We start from the raw sequence: 24,899 nt of genomic DNA, 5'->3' as shown, positions 1-24,899 counted from the left end.
TATTTTAATTCCTTATTAACAGATCAACCACATATCCTTCATGACCTCTCACATTCATAAACAGACCGCCGTCAAAACCTAAATACTGACCTTTAATTCCTGTAAGCTTTCCTGTAAATTCAGGTTTTTTATCCAATGTAAAAGAGGTTACTTTTTCAGGCTTTGAAAAAGGGTAATCAAACTTCCACATATTTTCACCTTCAGAATAAAATTTCTGAAAATCATCAGGAAAATATTCTTTTATTTTCCGTTGGAAATCAGCAAGGTCTACCTCATCTTCAAAATCATCCTGAAGCATTTTTCTCCAGTTTGTTTTGTCAGCAAGATGTTCTTTCAAGGCTACTTCTATCATTCCTGCTTCATAGCGGTTTTCTGTCCTCGCAATCGGTAAAGCAAATGTTGCACCCTGATCGATCCATCTTGTAGGAATCTGAGTATTTCGGGTAACCCCGACTTTGACATCACCGGTATATGCAAGATATACGGTATGTGGCTGCAATTGGATTTGTTTCTCGATATCAAGGTCCCGTTCACCGATTCCCAAATGTGCCGTAGAAAGCTCAGGACGTATAATAGTATCACTGGCATATGGACTTTCGAAAAAACAATTCTTACAGAAACCCATCCTGTAAACCGGACGGTCTCTTCCACAATGTACACATTGAAAACCTGTATGCCTGATCGTTAATTCTTTTCCCAATAATTCATTCATATGAATGAGGTCACCGGAAAGGTTGAGATAATATTGAATAGGTTGAGCATCGAAACTCGTCATTTTTAAAATTTGCCCCTGAAACTGCATGGATATAACTGTATTACTTTTATGAAGTAAATGTACTCAAATAATAATTTCATGCATTAACGATCGTCCAGTTTTTTATCTGATTACAGGGATCATCAAATTCTTGAGAGTCTACAATTATAAATTATGACGATTTCAAATCTTAAATTAATACTTTTGTATTCATAAAAAAACGTCGATGACCTATCTTGTCACAGGAGGAAGCGGATTTATCGGTTCTCATTTGGTAGAAAAATTATTGAAACACGGACATTCTGTCATAAACATTGACAATTTCGATGATTTCTATGATTACAGAGTAAAAATTAAAAATACTTTGGATTCTATTGAAAAAGATATTGATTTTAGATTTTCCGTAAAGCAGAATGACATTGAGAATCTGATTTCAATTTCAAAATCAGAACATTATACCTTATACTGTCAGGATATCAGAGATAAAGAAGGACTGGAGGAAATATTTAAAAGTCACAAGATTGATTTAATTATCCATTTAGCCGCGCTTGCGGGAGTACGGCCATCCATTGAAAGACCATTAGAATACGAGCAAGTAAATGTCCGCGGAACAATGAATCTCTGGGAACTGTGTACTCAGTATGGAATTAAAAATTTTATCTGCGCTTCATCTTCCAGCGTCTATGGAAATAATGAGAAGACTCCCTTTTCAGAATCAGACAATGTAGACCGCCCCATTTCGCCTTACGCTGCCACCAAGAAATGCATTGAGGTATTAGGCCACGTCTATCACGATCTGCATCAGATCAACATGATTCAGTTAAGGTTTTTTACCGTCTACGGTCCGAGACAACGGCCTGATCTGGCTATACATAAATTCACACGGCTCATTTCAGAAGATAAAGAAATACCGTTTTACGGTGATGGAAATACAGCCCGCGACTATACTTATATTGATGATATTATCAGTGGAATTATAAAGTCTGTTGCGTATCTGGAAAACCATTTAAAAGTATATGAAATTTTAAACCTTGGAGAAAGCGAAGTCATCACTCTTTCTGAAATGCTGTCACATATTGAGCAGAATCTTGACAAAACTGCCATAAAAAAAATACTGCCAATGCAGCCCGGTGATGTAAAGAAAACCAGCGCTGACATTACAAAAGCACGAAATCTGATCGGCTACCAACCAACCACAACATTCCAAAATGGCACAAAAAAATTTGTGGAATGGTTTTTGAGAAAATGACATCAAACTGTTGCAATCACGCTTATAACAGCATCTGCAGCAAAATATAGACAAAATTTAATAAAAGAATTGAAAATCAAGTCATAAAAAAAGTTTATAATATAACCTATTTTTATACTTTTGCAAAAAATAAACAATTATGTACTGGACATTAGAATTAGCTTCATACCTAAGCGACGCACCCTGGCCGATGACAAAGGCAGAACTTATCGACTACGCCATCAGAACTGGTGCACCGATGGAAGTAGTAGAAAACCTTCAGGCGATTGAAGATGAAGGAGAGGTTTATGACGCAATTGATGAGATCTGGAGCGACTATCCTACGGACGAAGATTATCTTTGGAACGAAGACGAATATTAATGAGCATTTGGCTTTGGGCACTTGGCCTTTTGCCAATTTTTTTTAAATAGATGACGCATTTGGCTAAAGCTAAAGGCAAATCGCAAATAGCAAACTATGAGTTTTTTAAATAAAGTTCTTAAAGGGTTTTTGGGAGACAAAAAAGCGCAGGACCTGAAAGAAGTAAAAAAAGTTGTAACAAAAATCAAATCTGTCGAATCTGGAATCGGTGAATTATCTGATGATGGTCTGAGAGAGAAAACGGCGGAATTTAAATCTAAAATAAAATCAGCTACCAATACGATTACAACTCAGATAGAAGAAATCAAAGAGCAGATCAAAAACTCAAAAAACGTTGATGAAAAAGAAGCTCTTTTCTCTAAAATAGAAGCTTTGAAAAAAGATTCTTATGAGATTGAAGAAAAAGTTCTTCTACAGGTTCTTCCCGAAGCTTTTGCGCTGATCAAAGAAACTTCAAAAAGATGGGCTCAAAACGGAGAAATCCGTGTAACGGCAACAGATTGGGACAGAGAACTTGCTTCAACTAAAGATTTCGTTGAAATACACGGTGATCAGGCAGTATGGAAAAACTCATGGAATGCAGCCGGAACTCCTATTTTATGGGATATGGTTCATTATGACACCCAGTTTATCGGTGGTGTTATTCTTCACAGCGGTAAAATTGCCGAAATGGCAACCGGTGAAGGTAAAACTTTGGTAGGAACTTTACCGATCTACCTTAATGCTCTTCCTGAAAGAGGGGTTCACGTAGTTACCGTGAATGACTACCTTGCAAAAAGAGACTCCGCATGGATGGGACCATTGTACCAATTCCACGGAATGTCTATTGACTGTATTGATAATCATCAGCCAAACTCAGACGGAAGAAGAAAAGCATACAATTCAGATATTACGTACGGAACCAATAATGAATTCGGTTTTGATTACCTGAGAGATAACATGGTGGCTTCACCGACAGAGTTGGTACAGAGAGAACTGAACTTTGCTATTGTGGATGAGGTTGACTCTGTATTGGTAGATGATGCAAGAACACCTTTGATTATTTCCGGTCCGGTTCCTCAGGGAGACAGACAGGAATTTGATGTTCTGAAACCTTCTATTGACAGAATTGTTGAAGTTCAGAAAAAGACCGTTTCTGCAATTTTCAATGAAGCTAAAAAATTAATCGCTGCAGGAAACACCAAAGAAGGTGGCTTCAAATTGCTTCAGGCTTACAGAGGTCTTCCTAAGAACAGACAGCTGATCAAGTTTTTATCTGAAAGCGGAAACAGAGCACTGCTTCAAAAAGTAGAAGCTCAGTATATGCAGGACAACAACCGCGATATGCCGATTGTTGATAAAGATCTGTATTTCGTTATCGAAGAGAAAAACAACCAGGTTGATCTTACAGATAAAGGAGTAGAATATATGTCTCAGGGGAACTCAGACAACAACTTCTTCGTTCTTCCGGACATCGGAACAGAGATCGCTGAAGTGGAAGCTAAAAATTTATCTAAAGAAGAAGAATTTGAAGCTAAAGAAAAACTGTTCTCTGATTTCGCTGAAAAGTCTGAGCGTGTTCACACGATGAGCCAATTGTTGAAGGCATATACATTGTTTGAAAAAGATGATGAGTATGTTGTAATTGACGGTGAAGTAAAAATCGTTGATGAGCAGACCGGTCGTATCATGGAAGGAAGACGTTATTCCGACGGTCTTCACCAGGCGATCGAAGCGAAAGAAAGTGTAAAAATCGAAGCCGCTACCCAGACCTTTGCCACCGTGACGCTTCAGAACTATTTCCGTATGTACAACAAACTTGCGGGGATGACCGGTACAGCAGAAACTGAAGCTGGAGAACTTTGGCAGATTTATAAATTAGACGTTGTGGTGATTCCTACCAACCGTCCGATTCAGAGAAATGACAGACAGGATCTGGTTTTCAAAACCAACAGAGAAAAATATAACGCAGTAATTGAAGAGATTGAGAACCTTACATCAGCCGGCAGACCGGTATTGGTAGGAACAACTTCTGTTGAGATTTCACAGCTGCTTTCAAAAGCACTTCAGTTAAGAAAAATTCAGCACCAGGTACTGAATGCAAAACTTCACAAAAAAGAAGCAGAAATCGTTGCCGGAGCAGGACAGCCGGGAGTGGTAACCATTGCTACCAACATGGCAGGTCGTGGTACCGATATTAAGCTTTCAAAAGAAGTGAAAGAATCCGGAGGTTTAGCGATTATCGGGACAGAAAGACACGATTCAAGACGTGTTGACAGACAGTTGAGAGGTAGAGCGGGACGTCAGGGAGATCCTGGAAGCTCTCAGTTCTATGTGTCACTGGAAGATAACCTGATGCGTTTATTCGGTTCTGAAAGAATTGCTAAGATGATGGACAGAATGGGTCATAAAGATGGTGAAGTTATTCAGCACTCTATGATTTCTAAATCAATCGAAAGAGCTCAGAAAAAAGTTGAAGAAAACAACTTCGGTACGAGAAAAAGACTTCTTGAATACGATGATGTCATGAATAAGCAGCGTGACGTTATCTACAAAAGGAGAAAGAACGCATTATTTGGAGATCACCTGAAATACGATATTACAAACATGATATTTGATGTTTCCAACTCTATCGTTGCTAAAGGTAAAGCAACCGGAAACTTTAAAGATTTTGAGTTTGAAGTAATTAAAAACTTCACTATGGAATCTCCGGTTTCTGAAAATGATTTTAAATCAAAACAGATTCCTGAACTGACTGACCTTCTTTTCAAAGCAGCTCAGGCTGATTATGACATGAAGCTTAATCTTCTGAAAGAAAAATCATTCCCTATTATTGAGAATGTATATCAGAATCAGGGTTCAATGTTCAAGATGATCCAGGTTCCTTTCTCTGATGGAGTGAAAACATTAACGATTGTTACCGATTTGAAAGAGGCTTATGATTCACAGTGTGACAGTCTGATCAACGACTTTGAAAAAAACATTACGCTTTCCATCATTGATGAAAACTGGAAACTTCACCTTCGTGAAATGGATGATCTGAGAAAATCTTCTCAGGGAGCGGTGTACGAACAGAAAGATCCTTTGGTAATTTACAAACAGGAATCTTTCCATTTATTCAGTGAAATGGTTGACAAAATGAACAAGGAAATTATTTCATTCTTATACAGAGGGGAAATTCCCGCTTAAGAGATACATTACAAATATCATAAAAAACCGCTTCTTTGGAAGCGGTTTTTTTGTTATCTACAGAATAACACAATATAAATGAACATGATAAATATCAATTTTTTGTTTTATTTAGAATAATTAAAAACTATATATTTGCAAAAAAATAAGCTTCATGAAAAAAATATTGGTCTGCGCATCGCTGTTAGGTTCTATGATAACATTCGCACAGGAAAAGGATACAATAAAATCTAATGACATTGAAGAAGTTGTAGTTAATGGAAAATACTACAAGAAATATGTAGAAAAAGAAGGCTCTTCTTCCATAAGGCTAGATGAAGAACTTATTAAAATTCCTCAGAACATTTCAATAATAACAAACAGAGCATTAGAAGATCAGCAGGTAACTACCATGAGCGACGGTGTTCTTAGAAATGTTGCAGGAGCTCAGAGGCTAGAGCATTGGGGAGACATGTATACTAGAGTAAATATGAGAGGCTCCAGAGCTGCCGCTTTTATGAACGGAGTAAATGTAACTTCAAACTGGGGGCCGCTAAGTGAAGATATGTCTTTTGTAGATCATATTGAATTTATCAAGGGTCCTTCAGGATTTCTAATGTCAAATGGAGAGCCAAGTGGTATTTATAATATTGTTACTAAAAAGCCAACCGGAAATCCCTTAAACGGAAGCGCAAGAGTAACCTTGGGAAGTTTTAATATGTATAGAGGCGAGACGGATATTGACACTAAAATTACAGACAAAGTAGCTTTCAGGTTGAATCTAATGGCCCAGAACAAAAATAGTTTCAGAGATTATGAATTTAATGACAGATATATAATCAATCCATCACTTAAAGTAAATCTTTCCGATAAAACCACTTTAACAGCAGAATATATTTATCAGAAGGCAAAAATGTCAGAGGTAGGTTCTGCTTATGTATTTAGTTATGAAGGTTATGCAACAAGACCTGTAGAATACACAGCTACAGATCCCAGCATCGATCCTACTAAAGTGGATAATAATACCGTTAATGTAAATCTACAGCATAAATTTAATGAAAATTGGAAATTAACTTCTCAATTAACCTATATTAATGAATATACCATGGGAAGTAACCTATGGCCAAGTAATTTTGAAGGCAACTACATGATCCGCCGTTTGGGATATTGGGAAGCTGACAACACTATGAAATTCGGACAAGTTTTTTTAAATGGTTATGCAAAAACAGGAATCGTTTCACATAAAATATTAGCAGGGTTAGATTTAGGAAGTAAAAAATATATGGCAGACTGGTCTCAAGGTTACAATCTTGATAAATATAATCAGACCGATAATTACTCTCTACCAGCTGATTACAGTTACTGGTATAATTTAAATACCAATAATTATGATATTAATGGAGCAGGTGCCTATAGCGGACCAAATAACACGACTGCTTATCTGCCATTTGATAAAACAAAACCACTTTCAGTAAGAGCAGGTTCGGGAAGTACACTTGACCAGAATTATACAGGCTTATATTTACAGGATGAATTAGGTTTTCTTGATGATAAACTGAGACTAACTCTTGCAGCACGTTATACAAATGTTAAAGAAAACAGTTATGGAACAAAATCCGAGGCAGATAAAATAACTCCACGTATTGGGATTAGCTATTCTATCGATGAAAGCACATCTGTTTATGGTTTATATGATCAGTCCTTTGTTCCACAGGCTGCAATTTTCAGAGATGGAAGTACTGTGAGACCTATTACCGGAAACAATATGGAAATAGGGGTAAAGAAAGACTGGCTGGGAGGAAAATGGAATACAACAATTTCAGCATATAACATTATAAAAAATAATGCAACTGTAAGCGATCCTACGAACAGCCCTATTGAGCAGTTTTCAATCTTACTGGGAAAAACACGAGTTCAGGGGGTAGAATTTGATCTGAAAGGAGAAATTGCCAGAGGTTTCAATGCAATTTTTAATTATGCTTTTACAGAAAATAAAGTAACTGAATCAAACGATCCGATTGGTAATCCAGTAGGAATGAGAGTTCCCGGATATGCTAAACATACAGCAAACGGATGGCTAAACTACACATTTACCGGAGGAGCTTTAGAAGGATTCGGACTTTCTTTCGGAGGAACGTACCTCGCCGACAGGAGCACGTGGTCATGGGCAAATACAGGAACTCAACAGGATATGAATGATTATGTGAAATTTGATACCGGTGCTTCCTGGGAAAACTCAAAATTCAGAGTAGGGTTGAATATATTTAATGTATTTAACAGATTCCTGTACTCAGGATCACCATATGGCAGTTACTATTATTATCAGGCAGAAGCTCCAAGAAACTTCAGATTATCAATAGGATATAAATTTTAAATATTAAAAGCTAGCCAATGGCTAGCTTTTTTTTATGAATAAAAAAAATCATCATAAAAATAAACCATCATTTACAAAAAAATGGTCAGCCAAACTGCATTTGTGGTTCGGCTTATCCGTTGGTTTTATTGTATTCATTGTTTCTTTAACGGGTACAATATATGTTTTCAAAAACGAAATTCAGCATCTGCTCAGAAAAGATGTCATGTATGTAAAACCTGAAACAATTACTCAGAAAACACTGTCTGTTGAGCTGCTTCGCAAAAAAGTTTCACAGGAAATTAATGAAAAAACTCAGATAAGCTCCGTTGAAATTCATCTGGATAGAAACAGATCATACGAATTTCTCTATTACGAAAAGGATAAAAAAGCATGGAATTATTTTGATGAAATAAAGATCAACAAATCAGTGTATGTTAATCCTTACACAGGTCAGATTTTAGGAATTTATAATGAAAAATACGACCTCTTCCCTATTTTAAAATCAATCCACTGGAGTCTGCTGCTAAAAGCAGACTGGGGAAAATATGTTGTAGGAATTCCTGTTGTTTTATTTATCATCATGCTCATAACCGGAATCGTTCTCTGGTGGCCCAAAAATAAAAAAATGAGAAAAGGACGTTTTTCATTCAACTGGAAAAACGTAAAAACATGGAAAAGAAAAAACTATGATCTTCATAACATCTTAGGATTTTATGCTTCATTCATCGCTTTAATAATGAGCCTTTCAGGAATTTATTTTGCCTATCCCTGGGTTAAAAATGCTTTTAACATTACGCTTTCCTCTTCTCCTGAACTTCCAAAAGAAAAGGAAATCAAATCCCCTGATTCGTCAGCCGGGAAAAACAATGCCGTTTTTGATATTACCTCACAGGAAACGCAAAAATTATATCCGGCTTCATCAAGTTTCAGGATCCCGCTGAACGGAAAAAACAAAAAAGGAAAAGAATTACAGAACCTCCCTGTAACCGTGTACGGAGAAGAAGGGAGATTTGCCATAAGAAATCAGTTGGTATTTGATCAGTATTCAGGAAGATTATTACTCAACAAATCCCATCAGCAAATTAGCACCGCAGAAAAATACGCTCATGCCAATTACGATATCCACACAGGGTCTTATTTCGGGATCATCGGAAAAACTATTTGGTTTCTGGCGGGACTTGTCTGTACTTCATTGCCCGTGACCGGATTTTTAGTATGGATCGGAAAAAAGAAAAAAAAAAGGAATTAAAAAAACAGCATGAAGAAGATTATTTTATCCGCAGCTACTTTAGCTGCCACTATCATTACAGCACAGCAAAAAGATTCTCTACAACAGGTCAAAGACGTTGATGAAGTTGTTCTTACCGCTTCCAGAAAAAGGGAAAATATCAAAGAAGTCCCGGGTTCTGTTACGGTTGTGAACCAAAAACAGATCCAATCTCAACTTACCGTAAATTCTGACATTACCAATATTCTGCAATACACCGTTCCCAGTCTTGCGACCAGCTCGGGGATGACCACCAACAGCGGACAGACCCTGAGAGGAAGGCAGGTCCTGGTACTCATTGACGGAATTCCGCAATCAACTCCATTGAGAAATGGTTCCAGGGACATCAGATCGATCGATCCTTCGGTGATCGAAAGGATTGAAGTCATCAAGGGCGCCACATCAATCTATGGGAACGGATCCGACGGAGGGATTATCAATTACATCACTAAAAAAGCGGGCAGCGGCCGTATTGTTTCAGGACAGTCGCAGATTGGAATTACCGGTCAGCTTTATGGAGGAACGCTGGGTTTCCGTGCAAGTCAGCTGCTTTCCGGAAGAGTAACTTCAAAGCTGGACTATACGGCCTCCATGGCGTATGAAAAGACCGGATATATGAAAGATGCCGACGGGATCAGCCTCAGCCCTACTTCCAGCCCGGCCCGTATGAATAACTATAACGGAATGCTGAAACTGGGTTATACCATAAATGAAAAACAGCATATAGAAGCCTCTTACATCGGGTATGCTTCAAAATCCGATCTTGATCTCGGTCTTAAAACCGGAAAATACGGTATAACGCCGACAATTGGCGAAGGGTCGGCTAAAAATCAGGAGACTACGCCACAGGGAACTCCGAGAAATCACAATTTCAAGATCAGCTATGATAACAGCAATCTCTGGAGAGGTACCTCTTTAAATATCAATCTATATCTTCAGGACTTCAGAACCGTTTACGGATACAGTGATACATTCCTAAACGGTGGGCAGTCCAATGTTATTTCTAAAAAGAAAGGGGCGAGATTCAATTTTGACACCGAACTTTGGAATACCGGGAATTCTCAAGGGGAAGTTCTTTACGGAGCCGATATCTTAAATGACAAAACCGTTCAGAAACTGGAAGACGGAAGATACTGGACACCGGATATGGAAATGACCAACATTGCTCCTTTCATGCTCGTGAAAATCGATTTATTTAAAAAGCTGATCCTGAAAGGAGGTCTGCGCTATGAAAACATAAAAGTCAGGGTAGGTGACTTCAACACCCTATCGTCCATTAAAAACGACGGAACTTTCACCAAAAGCATTTTTGTAAAAGGAGGTGACCTTGAGTATAATGCATTAGTGGGAAACATAGGATTCCGTTATAATATCAATCCTCAGATCAACCTTTTCGGAAGCTTTTCACAGTCTTATTCCATCAATGAGCTGGGAAGGATTCTCAGAACATCAACATCTGAGACCATCAACAACTTGGAAACAAAGCCTATCATCGTCAATAATTATGAGCTTGGAACAACAGGGCAGATCACAAAATGGCTGAATTACGAAATTACATCTTATGTCAGTACTTCAAAACTGGGGGCAACTTTTATACAGAGTCCGGACCGGGCGCTGATGATTCAGAGGGCTCCTGAGGTGGTGTATGGTGTGGAAGGGTTTTTACATTTCAGCCCGGTACAGTGGATCTCTTTCGGAGGAAGCTATAGCTGGATAGAAGGAATTACCTCCCCGAAAGACGACAGTGATTATTCTACAAAGATCAACAACAGCAGGATTTCCGCCCCGAAAGTTTTGGCCTATATTCAGGTAAGACCTACCGGTCATTTGTCCGCAGGATTAGATATGCTTCATGCGTTTGAACAGGACAGATTCAGCCCGAATGCAAAAACAGGATTGTATGTTTATGGTGAAGGGAGAGTACCGTCGTATACTGTCTTCAATTTCCGGTCAAGCTATGACATCGATAAGAACTGGAAAATCGCTGTAGGAGTAGAAAACCTTTTTAACCGGCTTTATCAACCTGCAATCGCCTGGTGGGCGGCGAGAGACTCCGACTTTACCAACGCTTTAGGTATGCGGGGAACATTGATGATTGAATATAAATTTTAATTAATCTAAATAAAAAGTAAAGCATATATTTGCAGAACTTTTGATACAGTATGAAGAAAAGACATCATAAGAAAAAGCCGAGCGCATTTAAAAAATGGACGGGAAAACTGCATTTGTGGTTCGGATTGGGAATCGGGTTCCTGATTTTTATTATCTCAATTACGGGAGCTCTGTATGTGTTTAAAGATGAAGTTGAAAATTTCACCCGGAAAGATGTTATTTACCATAATGAGCAGAATATTGATCAGAAAGAGATCCTGCCGATCAGGGTTCTGGAAAAATCAGTGGTTGCACAGGTAAAAGAGAAATACCCTGTACACTGGGTTAATATTCCCATTGATAAAAAGATGTCTTACCTTTTTTACTGGTACGAACACGACCCGAAAGGATGGAACTATTTCGATGAGTTCCCTATTTACAAAGTGGCTTACGTCAATCCTTACAACGGGAAAGTTCTGCAAACGTATGACGAAAAAAACGGTTTTTTCCAGATCGTAAAAATGATCCACTGGAGCTATTTATTAAAGCAGGAATGGGGAACTTATGTGGTTGGAATTCCTGTGATCATATTTGTAATTATGCTGATCTCAGGGATTATCCTGTGGTGGCCTAAAAACAAAGCTGCAAGAAAACAGCGATTCTCTTTCAAATGGCAAAACGTAAAAAGCTGGAAAAGAAAAAACTATGACCTTCATAATGTCCTTGGATTTTACACATCTATATTTGCTTTAATCTTTTCACTGACCGGTCTGTTCTATGCGTTTTTTGTGGTTCAGGCAGCATTTTATTTCATTTTCTCGGGTGGAAGCACTCAATATCCTGACTTTTCATCTATCAAAACGAAGGCTCCGACAGAGTTAAGAACAGAGGAAACCCTGGATAAGATCAGCAATACCGTAAAAGCAAAATATCCAAACTCTTACGGCTTCTCCATCGACCTTGGACATCCTCACATGGATGACCATGAGCATCCGAATTTTGAGGTATATGTAAAACATCTGTCTTACTCATATCACAAAAGCAGCAGCCTGATTTTTGATGAAAATTCAGGGGAGCTTCTTCATACCCATGATATGAAAGATAAAAATTTTGGTGAAAAAACCGTGGGTGCCAATTACGACATCCATGTCGGCTCTATTCTGGGATTGCCAACTAAAATCATCGCTTTTATTGTCAGCCTGATTTGTGCTTCCCTTCCCGTTACAGGCTTTATGATTTGGTGGGGAAGACGCAAGAAGACAAAAAAAGCAGTGTGACTCTAAATAAATATCTGTTTAATCATTATTAATACAATCTTTTTTATAAATTTATTGCCTCGAAATTATACAATAAGAAAATGTCAGTAGTAGATTTGTCAAAACAGGTTGCATTAGGTATCGATATCGGTGGAACCAATACTAAATTTGGTTTAGTAAATCACAGAGGCCAGATTTTAGCAAAAGGGTCTTTACCCACGGATGAGTATGCTACTCCGGAAGCATTCATTGATGCATTGCATGAAAAGATCCAGCCGCTCATCGATGAGCATGGCGTAGAAAAAATGATTGAAGGAATCGGTGTAGGCGCCCCAAACGCTAACTACTACAGAGGTACTATCGAGCAGGCTCCCAATCTTCCATGGAAAGGTGTGATCCGTTTTGCAGATTTAATGACCGAACAGTTCGGACAGCCCTGCAAAATGACCAATGATGCCAATGCTGCAGCTTTGGGTGAAATGATGTACGGTGCTGCAAGAGGTATGAAAGATTTTATCATGATCACTTTGGGAACCGGTGTAGGAAGCGGTATTGTTTCCAGCGGACATCTGATCTACGGTCATGACGGTTTTGCCGGAGAACTGGGTCACACTATCGTTAAACCCGGCGGAAGAAAACACTGGAGTACAGGTTCTGAAGGAAGTCTTGAATCGTATGCATCTGCAACAGGGATTGCGATTACTGCAAAAAAGATGAGAGCAGAGTTCCCGGAATCAATGCTGAACCAATATCCTGAAGATACCATCAATTCCAAGACTGTTCATGAATGTGCTTTGAAAGGAGATCCTGTTGCGATTGAAGTCTTCAGATATACAGGACAGAAACTGGGTGAGGCATTAGCTAATTTTGTGATGTTTTCATCCCCTGAAGCCATTTTATTATTCGGAGGGGTCATCAAAGCAGGCGATTTTATCTTAAATCCTGCAAAACTTCATATGGAGAGAAACCTTCTTCCGATTTTCAGAAATAAAGTAAGACTTGTTTTCAGTGAACTGGATGAGGCTGACGCAGCTATATTAGGCGCAAGTGCTTTGGTCTGGGAAAAATAATCCGAAACAAATAAAAATATTGAGCATTCTCTTTTTAGGGAATGCTTTTTTGCTTCTATAATTCCTGTAAATCAACCCATACGCTTTTATCTTCTCATCATGTTTATGTATTAAGAGACATCGTTTTTCGTAAAGATCGATCTATTTTAATTTTAAGTTTGGTGATTTGTGAAATCTATTGCTGTAATTTATTCTTAAAGACCGAAACCCTCTGCCAATGGAAAAGTTTTTCATAATTTTGATTTCGTTTTCAGACTTACAGAGTTTATCAAACGAAATATTTAAAAACAACAATAAATCTATATGGATACAAATAATCTACAGCAAATCACTTTTGGAGGCGGATGTTTCTGGTGTGTAGAAAGCTGTTTTAATATGCTAAAAGGGGTGGAATCTGCAATTTCAGGATATTCGGGAGGACATACTGCCAATCCGACTTACGAAGAAATCTGTACAGGAACAACAGGACACGCTGAGGTGGTACAGATCACTTATGATCCGTCAGTTATTTCATATGATCAGTTGATGGATGTATTTTTCTTTCTTCATGATCCTACACAGCTTAACAGGCAGGGTAATGACATCGGAACACAATACCGTTCCGTGATTTACTTTAAAGATGAAACAGAAAAGGAAAATGCTGAAGCAGCGATTAAAAAATCAGAAGCATCAGGAAAATGGCCCGGACAATATGTAACTGAGGTGACGAATTTTGAAAAATTCTGGCCGGCAGAACAGTATCACCAGGGATATTACCACGTCAATCCCAATCAACCTTACTGCAGCGCAGTAGTAGGTCCTAAAATTCAGAAATTCAAAAAACATTTCGGAGAACTGGGTATGCTTGAGGCAGATTCAGAGTAAAACTAAAGCGGAGAGAAATCTTCGCTTTTTTGTTGCTGTTTTATTCACTCTCTATTCCCGCATAATTGTCCAAAATCCTTGGAGTCACATCTTTTAATGCTTTCCCATTTTCGGGATGTCTCCCATAATTGTTAAAAAACTCAACGTTATTATCGCTTTTATCGTACCATACTATTCCCATTGCATTTTCTACGGTGAGGGTATCCGGCCTGGTGATTCTTTTAAAATGTCTCAGTAAAACCGTATCAATCGGCTTAAGATCACTGTTTTTAGGATCCTTATCATCACAGTAGGTTAACTTGTATTCGTCACCTCCCCAATACATACATTCTTTCTTCTTTTCTTCTTTAGCAGAACCAAAAAATCCCAGACTTACATTTCTACTTCCCTCTTCTCCTTTTTCATTTGACAAGAGACTATTTCCTGTAAAAAAAATCATCATAACCAGTACGCCAGCAATTCCAATGCTGCTTTTCTTTGTCATGAATTCCGGCATTGCCAGAAGAGGTTTATTGATAACAGTAATAACAATCTTAGAAATCGCCTGATTGACTTTATGCTCGAAACTTTTCCATCCTGAATGATAGTCCCTGAAACTGTCATATCCCAAATACCTGCTTAAATCATCTAATATGATGGTCTTAATATTATAATCCTCTTCATTATCAACAATTGATTTGTAATAAGTTTCAAAGGATTTATAGCTCAATGTAATCTGATAATCATCAAAAAGAACTCTCTCCAGATACTTGGCAATTCCACTGAAGGATGTTTCCGGTGTCTCTCCTGAGGCTTTCTCATACACCTCTTCTAATAATTTTTTTCGCTCGGGTAAAAATTTTGACATACGCATGGATATTATCGGGGAAATTAAAACATTTCTTCAGAAAAACATTACGGTTTACCATAATCCCGCACAAAAATAACTTTCCAAAAACTTTCCAAAAACTCTCTAACCCTCACCCCTCATTTCATTGTTACTTTGCCATAGAAATCAGTGACAAACAAAACATTACAAAAAACAAATGTACAAAACTGATTTCAAAATCACCTGATAAAACGGAAGAAAACTCCGGCTTGGGAAGCAGATGTTTCTCTTCCGTTTTTGAAGGTTCACTTCCCAAAAAATTTAGAAGCGCTTCAATTTTTTTTAAACGTGTAACACTGTCTGCGATCTGTTTCGCAGGGAAGAACACGAATGCTTTAACAATAAATTTTTTGACAAAATGATTCAACTACTTTTAGTGCTACTTGGCTTAGCATTCGGAAACAATAACGGAAATGCAAATTGCAATGATAATAACGGAGGAACAGTAACAACCCAAGATTCTGGAGGCGGAACAGGATTTAATCCGGGAACGGGAACCGGTGATGATGGTGGAACGGGTGGACCGGTAACTGGAAATACTGGGCAAACTCCGCCTCCTAGACCTTAACATTTATTGAAGGACAGATTTTTATCTGTCCTTTTTTGTTAATTTGCATAAAAACTAATTTATGAGACCAAATTATATATTTGTGATATTATTAATCTTCTATTCTTGTAACAAAGTAAAAACAAGAGATGAAGTATATTCCAAAAAAAATTACGAAAAAGCTAAAAAATTTGCAAGTGAAAATACTTCAGATTCTGCATTTTATTACTTTAATCTTGCAAAAAATGATTATCTCAAAATTAACGATTCAATTGGATCGGGGAAATCATTGGTAAATATGGCAATTATTCAATCTAATAACGGAGATTTTTACGGAAGTATAGAAACTTCATTAGAAGCTAATAAATTATTACGGGATGAGAATGATAGTATTGTAAAAAGTACTTTAGCTGCCAATTACAATAGTATGGCAATTTCATCAACTTTTTTAAAAAATTATGAAGAATCTGTTTCTTTTTACAAAAAAGCTTTACAACTTTCAAATGATGATAAGAATAGATATGTATATAATAATAATATTAGTGATGCACTTATACTTTTAGGCAAATACAGAGAAGCTAAAAAGCATTTGGAATTAGCGACTTTAACAAAAGACAGTTTAATTTATGCAAAGGCACTTAATAATCTTGCTAGAGCTAAGTTTCTTGAAAATCAAAATTATGATCCATTACTAGAATTACATAAAGCTTTAAAAATCAGACAAAATAAAAAAAATTTAGAAGGACAAAATTCAAGTTTTTCGACATTAGCAGATTATTATTTTTATAAGGAGCCTGAAAAATCTTTATTATATGCATATAAACTTTTAGAGACCGCAGAGAAAACAAAAATACCTGAAGATCAAATAAATGCATTACAAAGAATTATTGCTCTTGATCAACCAAATTATTTGAAAAACTTTCAAAGATTAACAGCAATAAATGACAGCACACAAACTGCCAGAAACAAAGCCAAAAAACAATTTGCCGTAATAAGGTATGATGTAGAAAAGAAAGATATTGAGAATAAAGATTTAAAGCTTAAAAATGTTGAAAGTAAAATTAATATAATTTATCTGAGTTTTGGATTAGGAATTTTAATATTGATCTTGATCTTAGGATACTTTTGGAACGAAAAAAGAAAAAAACATATTAGGCAAGAAAAAGAAAAAGAAAAAGAACTCGAAGTAAAAAATACAGAACTTAGATATTCCAAAAAAGTACATGACAAAGTAGCCAATAAGGTTTATCATGTAATGTCTGAAGTGGAAAATACGGTAGATATGAATAAAGAAGTTTTACTTTATAAACTTGATGGAATTTATCAGATTTCACGCGATATATCTTATGAAAAAAACGATGCAGATATTGAGCATAATTTCTCACAGCATTTATCTCAAATGCTAAAATCTTACTCCTCAGAAACAATTAAAGTGCCCATTATAGGCAATGAAGAATCTTTGTGGGAAGATATTCCGGACAATTCTAAAGTTGAAATTTTCTATATTTTACAGGAACTCATGATCAATATGAAAAAACACAGCGAGGCAGATAAAGTTCTTCTTGATTTTTCACGGGAAAATGGACTGATTAATATTTCATATTCTGATAATGGTATAGGAATTTCAATACATTCTCCTAAAAATGGTTTACAGAATACGGAATCCCGTATAAATTCTATTGGCGGAACGATTAATTTTGACACGAAAACAGAAAGTGGTTTAAAAATAAACCTTTCATTTCCAGCAAAAATTAATAATTATGTTTAAAAAAGCACTGATAGCCGAAGATTTCGAGAGCTACAATTCTTCTGTACAAAAAGCTCTCGAAGAATTAAAAATTGAAACAATAGATAATGTTCAGTATTGCGATGATGCCTTAATGAAGATCAAAAAAAGCATTCGTGAAAAAAATCCTTATGATTTACTTATTACCGATCTTTCGTTTGTACGTGATCACAGAGAACAACAGATAACGAATGGCCGAGATTTAATAAATATTATCAAAAATGAATCTCCAACTATTAAGATTATCTCTTTCTCAATAGAAGACAGAGCCGAAATTGTTGATGATCTATTCAAAACTCACGAAATCAATGGTTTCGTTTCCAAAGGTCGGGAAGATCTTAAAGAATTAAAACAAGCAGTAAAAGCTGTCTTTAGTAATCAAAAATATATTTCAACTAATATCAAAAATTCGATAAAGACGAAAAACTCTTATGATTTTACAAGATTTGAAATTATTCTTGTGAAATTACTTTCAGAAGGTATGATGCAGAAAAACATCCCTGAGTATTTAAAAGAAAACAACATAAAACCATCCAGCTTGAGCAGTGTGGAAAAATGTCTCAATAATATGAAAGAATCTTTAGGAGTCGGCAATAACGAACAACTGATTGCTCTTTGCAAAGATTGGGGAATTATTTAATCCCATTTTTATTAAAACATTTATCAAACCTTTCATTTTTTTTGAAAGGTTTCTTTCGTTTTACGGTTTCCCGTAAGGATTGATTTTGAAAGGTTTATACTTTTGGAGTGTTAAACAATTAAAAAATTTTATTATGAAAAAACCATTAGGTACGAAAGCGAAGACAGGTGAAGACTGTCCTGAATCAGGAGTTTGGAAAGTTATAGGTAGTCCATCTACAACAGCTCCAATCTCAAAAGGAAACAGGATGCCTCCTTACAATGGAAATGCGGTTACTTGGGAATTAATCCAATACGCTTAAAAATTCCCCAGTGGTTATTTTGAATAGTCACTGGGTTTTTAAAAAAAGTTAATAAACAATTACTTCTATGAAAAAACTACTTCTTACAAGTCTTTTAGGTTTAGGCTTATTATTACCAACAAATACTTTTGCTTCAACATATAACACAACTTCTATGACCGAAGTTTCTTTTGTTAAAGGAAAAAAAAAGAAAAAAAGAAAAACTAGAAAATCGAGATCAACTGCAAATCGAAGTTGTACTTATGATGGACATACTCTGTATGTTGGGAAAAAAGGCGGTTGCTATTATATCGCAAGAAATAGCAAAGAATACGTAGACAGATCATATTGTTCAAGCTGTAACTAATAAAAATAATAATCATGAAACTCAAATTTTCACTTTTAATAATTTTCTTTTTTTCTTTTTTGGCTCAAATTGAGGCACAAAGAAGGAGTACTAGTGTAAAAGGATATACAAAAAAAGATGGAACACATGTAAGACCACATACAAGAAGCTATAATTACGGACGTAGTTATTCATTTAGTGGTTCTCAAAACTCATCACCTTATTCATCGGGTTCTGCAGAAAGTTACTCTGAATCCAAGAAAACTATTTCTAATCAATATTTAACTTTTACATCTGATTATAATGGAGATCGAATTGAGAAATCGAATTTAATATCTATTCAAAACTCTAATTTTGAAACAGAGGATGGTAATGTAATTTATTTATCAGTTCTCTATTACAATAATAAAGTTATAGATATTTGTCCAATCACAAAGAAAACAATTGATAATTGGGCATTCGATGATGTAAATCATTCTTTCAATAAAAATAATTTAACTCCTCAAGATGCTTTAGACTTAGTATCAAATTATGGATGGAGCATCAGTAAAGAAAAAATCAGTAGGAGCTTTAGATATTCAAGTCCATATGACAAAGGATTTCCCAATTATTTAATTAAAAAAATTGAGGCGGTAAAACTTAAAAAACCATGAAATATATTATCATTATTGCCGCACTCAGCTGTTTTTTTGGTGTTTTAAATTTACCGATTGGTTACTACACTTTTCTCAGAATAATAGTATCTGTAATGGCACTGGTAATTATTGTTAATGAGTACAACAGTAGGCAAAGATTCTGGTTTATTGTTTTTTTCCTGATCCTTATTATTTTCAATCCTGTTGTTCCGGTTTACTTTCATTCGAAACCTGTATGGATTGTAATAGATATTATCGTCGGGCTTTTATTACTTTTCTACCTCATCAGTTTAAATCCCCTGAAGAAAGTAAAAGAGCAAAAAGCTACAAAGGTAAAAAATGAAGAAATTCCACGAACAAGAGACCGAATAATCAAATAAAAACTATGGAAACTATACAAATACCCGAAAATCTTAAAGCTCATTTTTTAAGATTATATCAAATGGCGATTTGCGACGAAGATTTTAGTCCGTTAGAGCTTAAAATACTTTACAAATCAGCCGAAGACAGAGGCATTTCTTCAAAAAATTTAGATGAAATTCTTCTGAATCCAATTAACTCAAAATCTCTGATCCCCGAAACTATTGAAGAAAAAGTAGAATATCTCTATGATCTCACAGTAATGATCTGGGCAGACGGAACTGTTTCGGAAAACGAATATTCTGCCCTCAAAAAATACGTAGGAATGTTCAGATTCTTAGAAGAAAACATACAAGATATTGCAGATTACTTTATCGAAGCAGTAAAGAATGGAAAAACAAAAACGAATATTCTCAATGACCTAAAACACTGATCACTATGAATGCCATTACCTCAAATATTCAAAATCTTTTCAGATTAAAGACTGGTCCAATTGATGAAAATCAAAGTCAGATTTCACAGACAGAATCTTCAGACGAAGAAACTACAGAAGAAAGTCGCAAAAGAACGTATCATGAATCCGGTTATAGAGACGGAACCAGAAATAGCGGAAATCATACTGCTCTTTCAATTTGCCTTGACGCTATTTACTCTAAATTTCAAAACGAAGAAAAGCAACTCGTCGAAAAGCAAAGTAAATTAAAAGAGCCCTATCTCAACGAACAGAAAAATAAGGAAACCGAGATCAAAGGACTTACCGTTTCTTTAGACAACAAGGAAGATAAGCTTAACAACATTGATAAAGATATTAAAAACGTTCAGGATAAAATTGAAGGTTTGAAATTTGAAATCAATGATATTCCGAGAAATCCTGAAGCGTACAGCGTAAAAGCAACAAAAGGTGCCTCTACGAAATTCTGGATTGGTTTGATTCTTTTGGTTCCGATAAGCTTATACCTTTTCGCTTTTTATATTTCGACTTCCTATTCTGCTTTTTTCAAAAGTTTTGATGCGAATGGAAATATCATTCAAAGTGTTCTTGATGCGCAGGCTTTCAACAAAGCTTGGGCTGAAGGACCTCTCGAAGGTGCTTTTGTTACTTTGATTCCGTTTGTTTTTTTAGGTTTGGGTTATTTGATTCACATGTTTGGTGAAAATAAAAGCTTTGTCAACTATTCTAAAGTCGCTTTGTTATTTGTCATCACGTTTGTGTTTGATGCCATTTTGGCTTATGAAATTGAATCTAAATTGTATGAACTTAACAAAACTTTTGAGTCTCTCCCATTCGATCTCAAAATAGCTTTTACCAAAAATCAATTTTGGGGAATTATTTTCGCCGGATTTATAGTATATATTATTTGGGGACTGGTTTTCGACTTTGTCATGAAAGAACATAAAGAAAAAGACAAGATCAAAAACGAACAGATCAGAAGACAAAAAGACATTCTGGTTCATCAGGAGAGAATTGTTGATTTCGAGAAACAGAAAGAAGAGATCAGAAACAGCATTGGGAGTATCAAAGAACTGATTGCCAAAGCGAAAGGCAGAATTGAAGAACTTCAGAATATTATTGACGGGGTGATTATTCCTACCAAAGATTACAAACTCTACGCTTCAGAATATATGCAGGGCTGGATTACATTTATGAGTGAAAAATTAGCTGTTTCTCAATCAGTAAAACAGGAAATGATAGAAGAATGTAAGAAGCAATATAATTACAATCTGAATAAAGTAGGAGCAAATTCTGATAGTCAGAACTCTGTTTATATGTCTGTTTTATAAAAATTAATTATGAAAAAAATATTTTACTTCATCATTGCTTCTGCATTTTTCATTCAGTGTGGAAAGCCGAAAGAAAAAGTTTCAGAAAATTCAGTTCAGACAAATAATTCTGCGAAAAATCTGAATGTAAGTATTTTGATTGATCTTTCAGACAGAATTGATCCCGAAAAAAATCCAAATCCGACGATGGAATATTTCCAGAGAGACACGGAATACATTAAAGCGATTCAGAAAGGATTTTTAGATTATATCAAAAGCAAAAAAGTAATTCAGCTCAATGATCAGATGCAGGTTTTCTTCAATCCTGAACCTTCAGATCCGAAGATGAACCAACTCACAAAGGAATTAAAAGTATCCTTTGACAAAAACACGACGAAAGAGAACATCAATTTAGTTGAAAAAAAATATTCTTCGTTGCCATTGCAGATTTATGAGTCAGCGATAAAAGATAAAAAATATGTCGGATCTGATATTTGGGAGTTTTTCAAAAACAAAGTCGAAGATTACTGCATCAAAGATGATCACAGAAATGTACTTTTCATTTTAACTGACGGTTATATTTATCACAAAGATTCTAAATTTTCCGAAGGTCAAAAAACATCTTATCTCACTCCGGAACTCGTAAAATCTTTAAAACTAAATTCTTCGGACTTCAAAAATAAAATTCAGGATAAAGGTTTAGGTTTTGTAAAAGCGAATGAAGATCTTGATAATCTTGAAGTTGTTGTTTTAGGAATAAACGCAGCAAAAGGAAACCCCTTCGAGGCCGATGTCATCAAAGAATATTGGCAAAACTGGTTCAAAGAAATGAAGATCAAAAAATATCAGATAAAATCGGCAGATCTGCCATCCAATCTTGAACCGATCATTTTAAAAGCAATAGCGGGTAAAAACTAAAAACACTACATTATATTGATAGGCGGAAAGAAATTTCCGCCTTTTTGTTTGATGATCCGCTATTCATACTTTCTGCGTTTGAAACACTTGAACGTTTGTTTATAAAAATATCAAATTTCCAACCCAATAACTCCATCGATCATTAATAATCTTTTCCCTATTTTTGTAATATTCGTTGTATTATGAAAAAAATTGTTCTGATTGAGGATGAAACCAGTGTTGTTTCTTTTATTAAAAAAGGACTGCAGGAAAAAGGTTATGAAATTTCCGTAGCATTTGACGGACTGACAGGAGTAAGTCTTGTACAGGAAAATGACTTTGATCTTGTTATTTTAGACATTATGCTTCCCGGAATGAACGGATTGGAAGTCTGTAAAGAAATCAGAAAAACCAACAAACATGTCCCTATTCTCTTTTTAACGGCATTGGGAAGCTCAGAAAATATCGTTCTCGGATTGGAAAGCGGTGGAGATGATTATCTGGTGAAGCCGTTTAAGTTTATTGAACTGGTTGCCCGCGTAAAATCATTGCTGCGCAGAAGTGTACCTATTACAACACCCGAAGTCACGGAAGATGAATCATTCAATGAATACCTGTTCAGTTTTTCTGATCTCACAGTAAATGATTATACAAAAAAAGTAAAGCGTGGAGGAGAAGAAATTTCATTGACCTCAACAGAATATAAACTCCTGATGTATTTCCTTAACAATCCCGAAAAAGTAATTTCAAGAGCTGAAATTCTGGATGCAGTCTGGGGGGTGAATTATGAGATGGGAACCAATGTTGTCGATGTCTACGTTAATTATTTAAGGAAAAAAATAGATAATCACGATGATAAAAAGCTTATTCATACCGTGATTGGGATGGGTTACGTGCTGAAAAAACCATAAGATATGCCGAACAAAATGATGACAAATCAGACCAAAACGATGGTACTTCTGATGGTTGTTTTTACAACTGTCATTTCCATCTTCGGAGGTTTGGTCTATTTTTCCATCGTTAATTTCTCGCATCAGCGATTTTATGAGTTACTGAAAATCCGTACCACCACTATTGTACAGATCGAAAAAGGAAAAGAACATCTCGACCTTCCTGAGAATCACATTCTCAACAGCCTGAATGATGAAGAACTCCCAATGGAAAAAGACTATGTTTTTGCAGTCCCCGCAGATTCAAATTTTAAAAACATCTCTAAGGAAGTACACATCCCTGATACATTCTTCAAAAATATCATTCGAAAAGGAGAAGCCAATTATAACGACAGTGAGTTTTATTATATCGGTCAGTCTTTCAAATCCAATAACAGAGAATATATTGCTATTGCTTCTGCGAAAAACCATTATGTCGTTTACTACCTCGGATTTCTGAAGAGAACCCTGATTACCTGTATGGTGCTCTCAATCTTCTTCAGTATGATATTTTCCTTTTATTTATCCAAAACTTTATTTAAGCCTATTCTTAAAATTACAGGAAAAGTAAAAGAAATCAGTTCTGAAAATCTCCATTTACGATTGGAACCACAACCTGATAATAAAGAACTTAATGAGTTGATTGATACCTTCAACACGATGCTTACAAGAATTGAAACTTCATTTGAAACTCAGAATCACCTGATTGGAAATGTCTCTCATGAGCTCAGAACCCCGCTCACTTCGATAATGGGTGAAGCTGATGTTGCCCTTTCCATGAACAGAACGGCTGATGAATACAAAGAAACCTTAGAAATTATACTTGATGAAGCGGAAAAATTAGATAAAAAAATAAAAGCTTTACTGATTATTGCTCAAACCGGTTTTGACGGAAAAATTCAGAAAATTGACAAAGTAAGAATTGATCAGCTCCTCTGGGATGTAATAGAAACCATCAGAAAAATAGACTCAAGAAACAATATCTACCTGGATATCAGCATGTTGCCCGATAATCCTGCAAAACTTAAAGTTCAGGGAAATGAACAGCTGCTGCATCTTGCCGTTGCCAATATTGTCAATAATGGATGCAAATACTCTAATTTCAATCAGGTGAAAGTTTCCCTTGGAGCCACTGATACTGATGTTTATATTATCATTAAGGATACCGGAATCGGTATTCCTGAATCTGAAATGAATAAAATCTATGATCCTTTCTTCAGAGCTTCCAATACCAAAAATTATGAAGGCTATGGCATTGGACTGCCACTTGCCCGGAATATAGTAAGAATGCATAATGGTGAACTGATCGTAAGTTCGTTTGAAAACCAGGGAACTACCGTACAACTTCGTTTTCCAACGGTCTACGCCACTCAGCAGACAGAAAAACAATCTTAGCTTCAGACAGAAGCATTTTTTAAAATGAAATTCTAATCTC

The 24,899-nt window shown here is 35.9% G+C and carries 23 protein-coding genes; 21 read left to right on the top strand and 2 right to left on the bottom strand.

The annotated features are described in order from the left end of the window. Nucleotides 1-4 precede the first annotated feature (4 nt). Nucleotides 5-802 (bottom strand): DUF2797 domain-containing protein, encoded by a 798-nt coding sequence (locus AC2A07_RS13500; protein WP_484050849.1) that lies wholly within the window; start codon nt 800-802, stop codon nt 5-7. Nucleotides 803-980: 178 nt separating this feature from the next. Here AC2A07_RS13500 and AC2A07_RS13495 point away from each other — a divergent pair, with 178 nt between their 5' ends. The 9 genes from AC2A07_RS13495 (at nt 981) to msrA (ending at nt 14,415) form a co-directional block, all read left to right on the top strand. Further along, nucleotides 981-2,003: a GDP-mannose 4,6-dehydratase gene (locus tag AC2A07_RS13495; RefSeq protein ID WP_484050848.1), complete on the top strand. Its 1,023-nt coding sequence runs from the start codon at nt 981-983 to the stop codon at nt 2,001-2,003. A gap of 139 nt (nt 2,004-2,142) precedes the next feature. Next, on the top strand, nt 2,143-2,364 hold the full coding sequence (locus AC2A07_RS13490) for a DUF2795 domain-containing protein (RefSeq protein WP_034709134.1): 222 nt from the start codon (nt 2,143-2,145) through the stop codon (nt 2,362-2,364). Nucleotides 2,365-2,460: 96 nt separating this feature from the next. Next, entirely contained in the window at nt 2,461-5,532 is a 3,072-nt protein-coding gene (gene secA, locus AC2A07_RS13485; RefSeq protein WP_484050847.1) for a preprotein translocase subunit SecA, read from the top strand. Nucleotides 5,533-5,686: 154 nt separating this feature from the next. Then, nucleotides 5,687-7,885 carry a TonB-dependent siderophore receptor gene (locus AC2A07_RS13480; protein ID WP_484050846.1) on the top strand — a complete coding sequence of 733 codons (2,199 nt, stop codon included), beginning with the start codon at nt 5,687-5,689 and terminating at the stop codon, nt 7,883-7,885. A gap of 34 nt (nt 7,886-7,919) precedes the next feature. After that, nucleotides 7,920-9,116, top strand: coding sequence for a PepSY-associated TM helix domain-containing protein (locus tag AC2A07_RS13475; RefSeq protein WP_484050845.1), 1,197 nt, complete (start codon nt 7,920-7,922; stop codon nt 9,114-9,116). A 9-nt stretch (nt 9,117-9,125) separates the two neighbouring features. Further along, nucleotides 9,126-11,246, top strand: a complete 2,121-nt coding sequence (locus tag AC2A07_RS13470; RefSeq protein WP_484050844.1) for a TonB-dependent receptor — start codon at nt 9,126-9,128, stop codon at nt 11,244-11,246. Between the two features lie 50 nt (nt 11,247-11,296). Beyond that, nucleotides 11,297-12,502 (top strand): PepSY-associated TM helix domain-containing protein, encoded by a 1,206-nt coding sequence (locus tag AC2A07_RS13465; protein ID WP_484050843.1) that lies wholly within the window; start codon nt 11,297-11,299, stop codon nt 12,500-12,502. 80 nt (nt 12,503-12,582) lie between these two features. Then, the gene (locus AC2A07_RS13460) at nt 12,583-13,551 is read left to right on the top strand and encodes an ROK family protein (RefSeq protein ID WP_314494745.1); all 969 of its coding nucleotides are present in this window, start codon (nt 12,583-12,585) and stop codon (nt 13,549-13,551) included. Nucleotides 13,552-13,854: 303 nt separating this feature from the next. Beyond that, nucleotides 13,855-14,415 (top strand): peptide-methionine (S)-S-oxide reductase MsrA, encoded by a 561-nt coding sequence (msrA, locus tag AC2A07_RS13455; RefSeq protein ID WP_484050842.1) that lies wholly within the window; start codon nt 13,855-13,857, stop codon nt 14,413-14,415. A 40-nt stretch (nt 14,416-14,455) separates the two neighbouring features. On the opposite strand, the gene AC2A07_RS13450 is transcribed toward msrA, so the two are convergent. Then, the gene (locus tag AC2A07_RS13450; protein ID WP_484050841.1) at nt 14,456-15,262 is read right to left on the bottom strand and encodes a hypothetical protein; all 807 of its coding nucleotides are present in this window, start codon (nt 15,260-15,262) and stop codon (nt 14,456-14,458) included. Nucleotides 15,263-15,641: 379 nt separating this feature from the next. Here AC2A07_RS13450 and AC2A07_RS13445 point away from each other — a divergent pair, with 379 nt between their 5' ends. The 12 genes from AC2A07_RS13445 (at nt 15,642) to AC2A07_RS13390 (ending at nt 24,859) form a co-directional block, all read left to right on the top strand. Next, the gene (locus tag AC2A07_RS13445) at nt 15,642-15,851 is read left to right on the top strand and encodes a hypothetical protein (protein ID WP_314494739.1); all 210 of its coding nucleotides are present in this window, start codon (nt 15,642-15,644) and stop codon (nt 15,849-15,851) included. Between the two features lie 61 nt (nt 15,852-15,912). Then, entirely contained in the window at nt 15,913-17,598 is a 1,686-nt protein-coding gene (locus AC2A07_RS13440) for a tetratricopeptide repeat-containing sensor histidine kinase (protein ID WP_484050840.1), read from the top strand. Continuing rightward, nucleotides 17,591-18,256 carry a response regulator gene (locus tag AC2A07_RS13435; protein ID WP_484050839.1) on the top strand — a complete coding sequence of 222 codons (666 nt, stop codon included), beginning with the start codon at nt 17,591-17,593 and terminating at the stop codon, nt 18,254-18,256. Before AC2A07_RS13440 ends, AC2A07_RS13435 begins: the two co-directional genes overlap by 8 nt. Nucleotides 18,257-18,389: 133 nt before the next feature. Beyond that, the gene (locus AC2A07_RS13430; RefSeq protein ID WP_484050838.1) at nt 18,390-18,557 is read left to right on the top strand and encodes a hypothetical protein; all 168 of its coding nucleotides are present in this window, start codon (nt 18,390-18,392) and stop codon (nt 18,555-18,557) included. 67 nt (nt 18,558-18,624) lie between these two features. Continuing rightward, a complete protein-coding gene (locus AC2A07_RS13425) occupies nt 18,625-18,903 on the top strand; it encodes a hypothetical protein (RefSeq protein ID WP_484050837.1) in 279 nt (92 codons plus the stop codon). 14 nt (nt 18,904-18,917) lie between these two features. Beyond that, complete coding sequence (locus AC2A07_RS13420) at nt 18,918-19,535, top strand: hypothetical protein (protein ID WP_484050836.1); 618 nt, start codon at nt 18,918-18,920, stop codon at nt 19,533-19,535. Then, nucleotides 19,532-19,897 (top strand): DUF6804 family protein, encoded by a 366-nt coding sequence (locus tag AC2A07_RS13415; RefSeq protein WP_484050835.1) that lies wholly within the window; start codon nt 19,532-19,534, stop codon nt 19,895-19,897. The genes AC2A07_RS13420 and AC2A07_RS13415 overlap by 4 nt, the downstream gene beginning before the upstream one ends. Before the next feature lie 5 nt (nt 19,898-19,902). After that, entirely contained in the window at nt 19,903-20,310 is a 408-nt protein-coding gene (locus AC2A07_RS13410; protein ID WP_484050834.1) for a hypothetical protein, read from the top strand. Between the two features lie 5 nt (nt 20,311-20,315). Beyond that, nucleotides 20,316-21,659, top strand: a complete 1,344-nt coding sequence (locus AC2A07_RS13405; protein ID WP_484050833.1) for a beta-carotene 15,15'-monooxygenase — start codon at nt 20,316-20,318, stop codon at nt 21,657-21,659. A gap of 9 nt (nt 21,660-21,668) precedes the next feature. Then, entirely contained in the window at nt 21,669-22,556 is an 888-nt protein-coding gene (locus tag AC2A07_RS13400; protein ID WP_484050832.1) for a hypothetical protein, read from the top strand. Nucleotides 22,557-22,738: 182 nt separating this feature from the next. After that, nucleotides 22,739-23,446 carry a response regulator gene (locus tag AC2A07_RS13395; protein ID WP_314494724.1) on the top strand — a complete coding sequence of 236 codons (708 nt, stop codon included), beginning with the start codon at nt 22,739-22,741 and terminating at the stop codon, nt 23,444-23,446. A 3-nt stretch (nt 23,447-23,449) separates the two neighbouring features. Further along, nucleotides 23,450-24,859, top strand: a complete 1,410-nt coding sequence (locus tag AC2A07_RS13390) for an ATP-binding protein (protein ID WP_314494722.1) — start codon at nt 23,450-23,452, stop codon at nt 24,857-24,859. Nucleotides 24,860-24,899 lie beyond the last annotated feature (40 nt).

This window comes from Chryseobacterium sp. HNCC26DJ238 (assembly GCF_057180465.1).
Note: the sequence above shows the minus strand (reverse complement) of the source record. Positions and strands in the feature narration are given on the sequence as shown.

Coding starts and splice junctions, on each gene's coding strand:
- AC2A07_RS13500 (WP_484050849.1), bottom strand. CDS start 802: ATGCAGTTTCAGGGGCAAATTTTAAAAATGACGAGTTTCGATGCTCAA.
- AC2A07_RS13425 (WP_484050837.1), top strand. CDS start 18,625: ATGAAAAAACTACTTCTTACAAGTCTTTTAGGTTTAGGCTTATTATTA.
- AC2A07_RS13490 (WP_034709134.1), top strand. CDS start 2,143: ATGTACTGGACATTAGAATTAGCTTCATACCTAAGCGACGCACCCTGG.
- AC2A07_RS13420 (WP_484050836.1), top strand. CDS start 18,918: ATGAAACTCAAATTTTCACTTTTAATAATTTTCTTTTTTTCTTTTTTG.
- AC2A07_RS13415 (WP_484050835.1), top strand. CDS start 19,532: ATGAAATATATTATCATTATTGCCGCACTCAGCTGTTTTTTTGGTGTT.
- AC2A07_RS13400 (WP_484050832.1), top strand. CDS start 21,669: ATGAAAAAAATATTTTACTTCATCATTGCTTCTGCATTTTTCATTCAG.
- AC2A07_RS13440 (WP_484050840.1), top strand. CDS start 15,913: ATGAGACCAAATTATATATTTGTGATATTATTAATCTTCTATTCTTGT.
- AC2A07_RS13410 (WP_484050834.1), top strand. CDS start 19,903: ATGGAAACTATACAAATACCCGAAAATCTTAAAGCTCATTTTTTAAGA.
- AC2A07_RS13435 (WP_484050839.1), top strand. CDS start 17,591: ATGTTTAAAAAAGCACTGATAGCCGAAGATTTCGAGAGCTACAATTCT.
- AC2A07_RS13405 (WP_484050833.1), top strand. CDS start 20,316: ATGAATGCCATTACCTCAAATATTCAAAATCTTTTCAGATTAAAGACT.
- AC2A07_RS13395 (WP_314494724.1), top strand. CDS start 22,739: ATGAAAAAAATTGTTCTGATTGAGGATGAAACCAGTGTTGTTTCTTTT.
- AC2A07_RS13495 (WP_484050848.1), top strand. CDS start 981: ATGACCTATCTTGTCACAGGAGGAAGCGGATTTATCGGTTCTCATTTG.
- AC2A07_RS13460 (WP_314494745.1), top strand. CDS start 12,583: ATGTCAGTAGTAGATTTGTCAAAACAGGTTGCATTAGGTATCGATATC.
- AC2A07_RS13480 (WP_484050846.1), top strand. CDS start 5,687: ATGAAAAAAATATTGGTCTGCGCATCGCTGTTAGGTTCTATGATAACA.
- AC2A07_RS13390 (WP_314494722.1), top strand. CDS start 23,450: ATGCCGAACAAAATGATGACAAATCAGACCAAAACGATGGTACTTCTG.
- AC2A07_RS13465 (WP_484050843.1), top strand. CDS start 11,297: ATGAAGAAAAGACATCATAAGAAAAAGCCGAGCGCATTTAAAAAATGG.
- AC2A07_RS13470 (WP_484050844.1), top strand. CDS start 9,126: ATGAAGAAGATTATTTTATCCGCAGCTACTTTAGCTGCCACTATCATT.
- AC2A07_RS13475 (WP_484050845.1), top strand. CDS start 7,920: ATGAATAAAAAAAATCATCATAAAAATAAACCATCATTTACAAAAAAA.
- AC2A07_RS13445 (WP_314494739.1), top strand. CDS start 15,642: ATGATTCAACTACTTTTAGTGCTACTTGGCTTAGCATTCGGAAACAAT.
- AC2A07_RS13450 (WP_484050841.1), bottom strand. CDS start 15,262: ATGTCAAAATTTTTACCCGAGCGAAAAAAATTATTAGAAGAGGTGTAT.
- msrA (WP_484050842.1), top strand. CDS start 13,855: ATGGATACAAATAATCTACAGCAAATCACTTTTGGAGGCGGATGTTTC.
- secA (WP_484050847.1), top strand. CDS start 2,461: ATGAGTTTTTTAAATAAAGTTCTTAAAGGGTTTTTGGGAGACAAAAAA.
- AC2A07_RS13430 (WP_484050838.1), top strand. CDS start 18,390: ATGAAAAAACCATTAGGTACGAAAGCGAAGACAGGTGAAGACTGTCCT.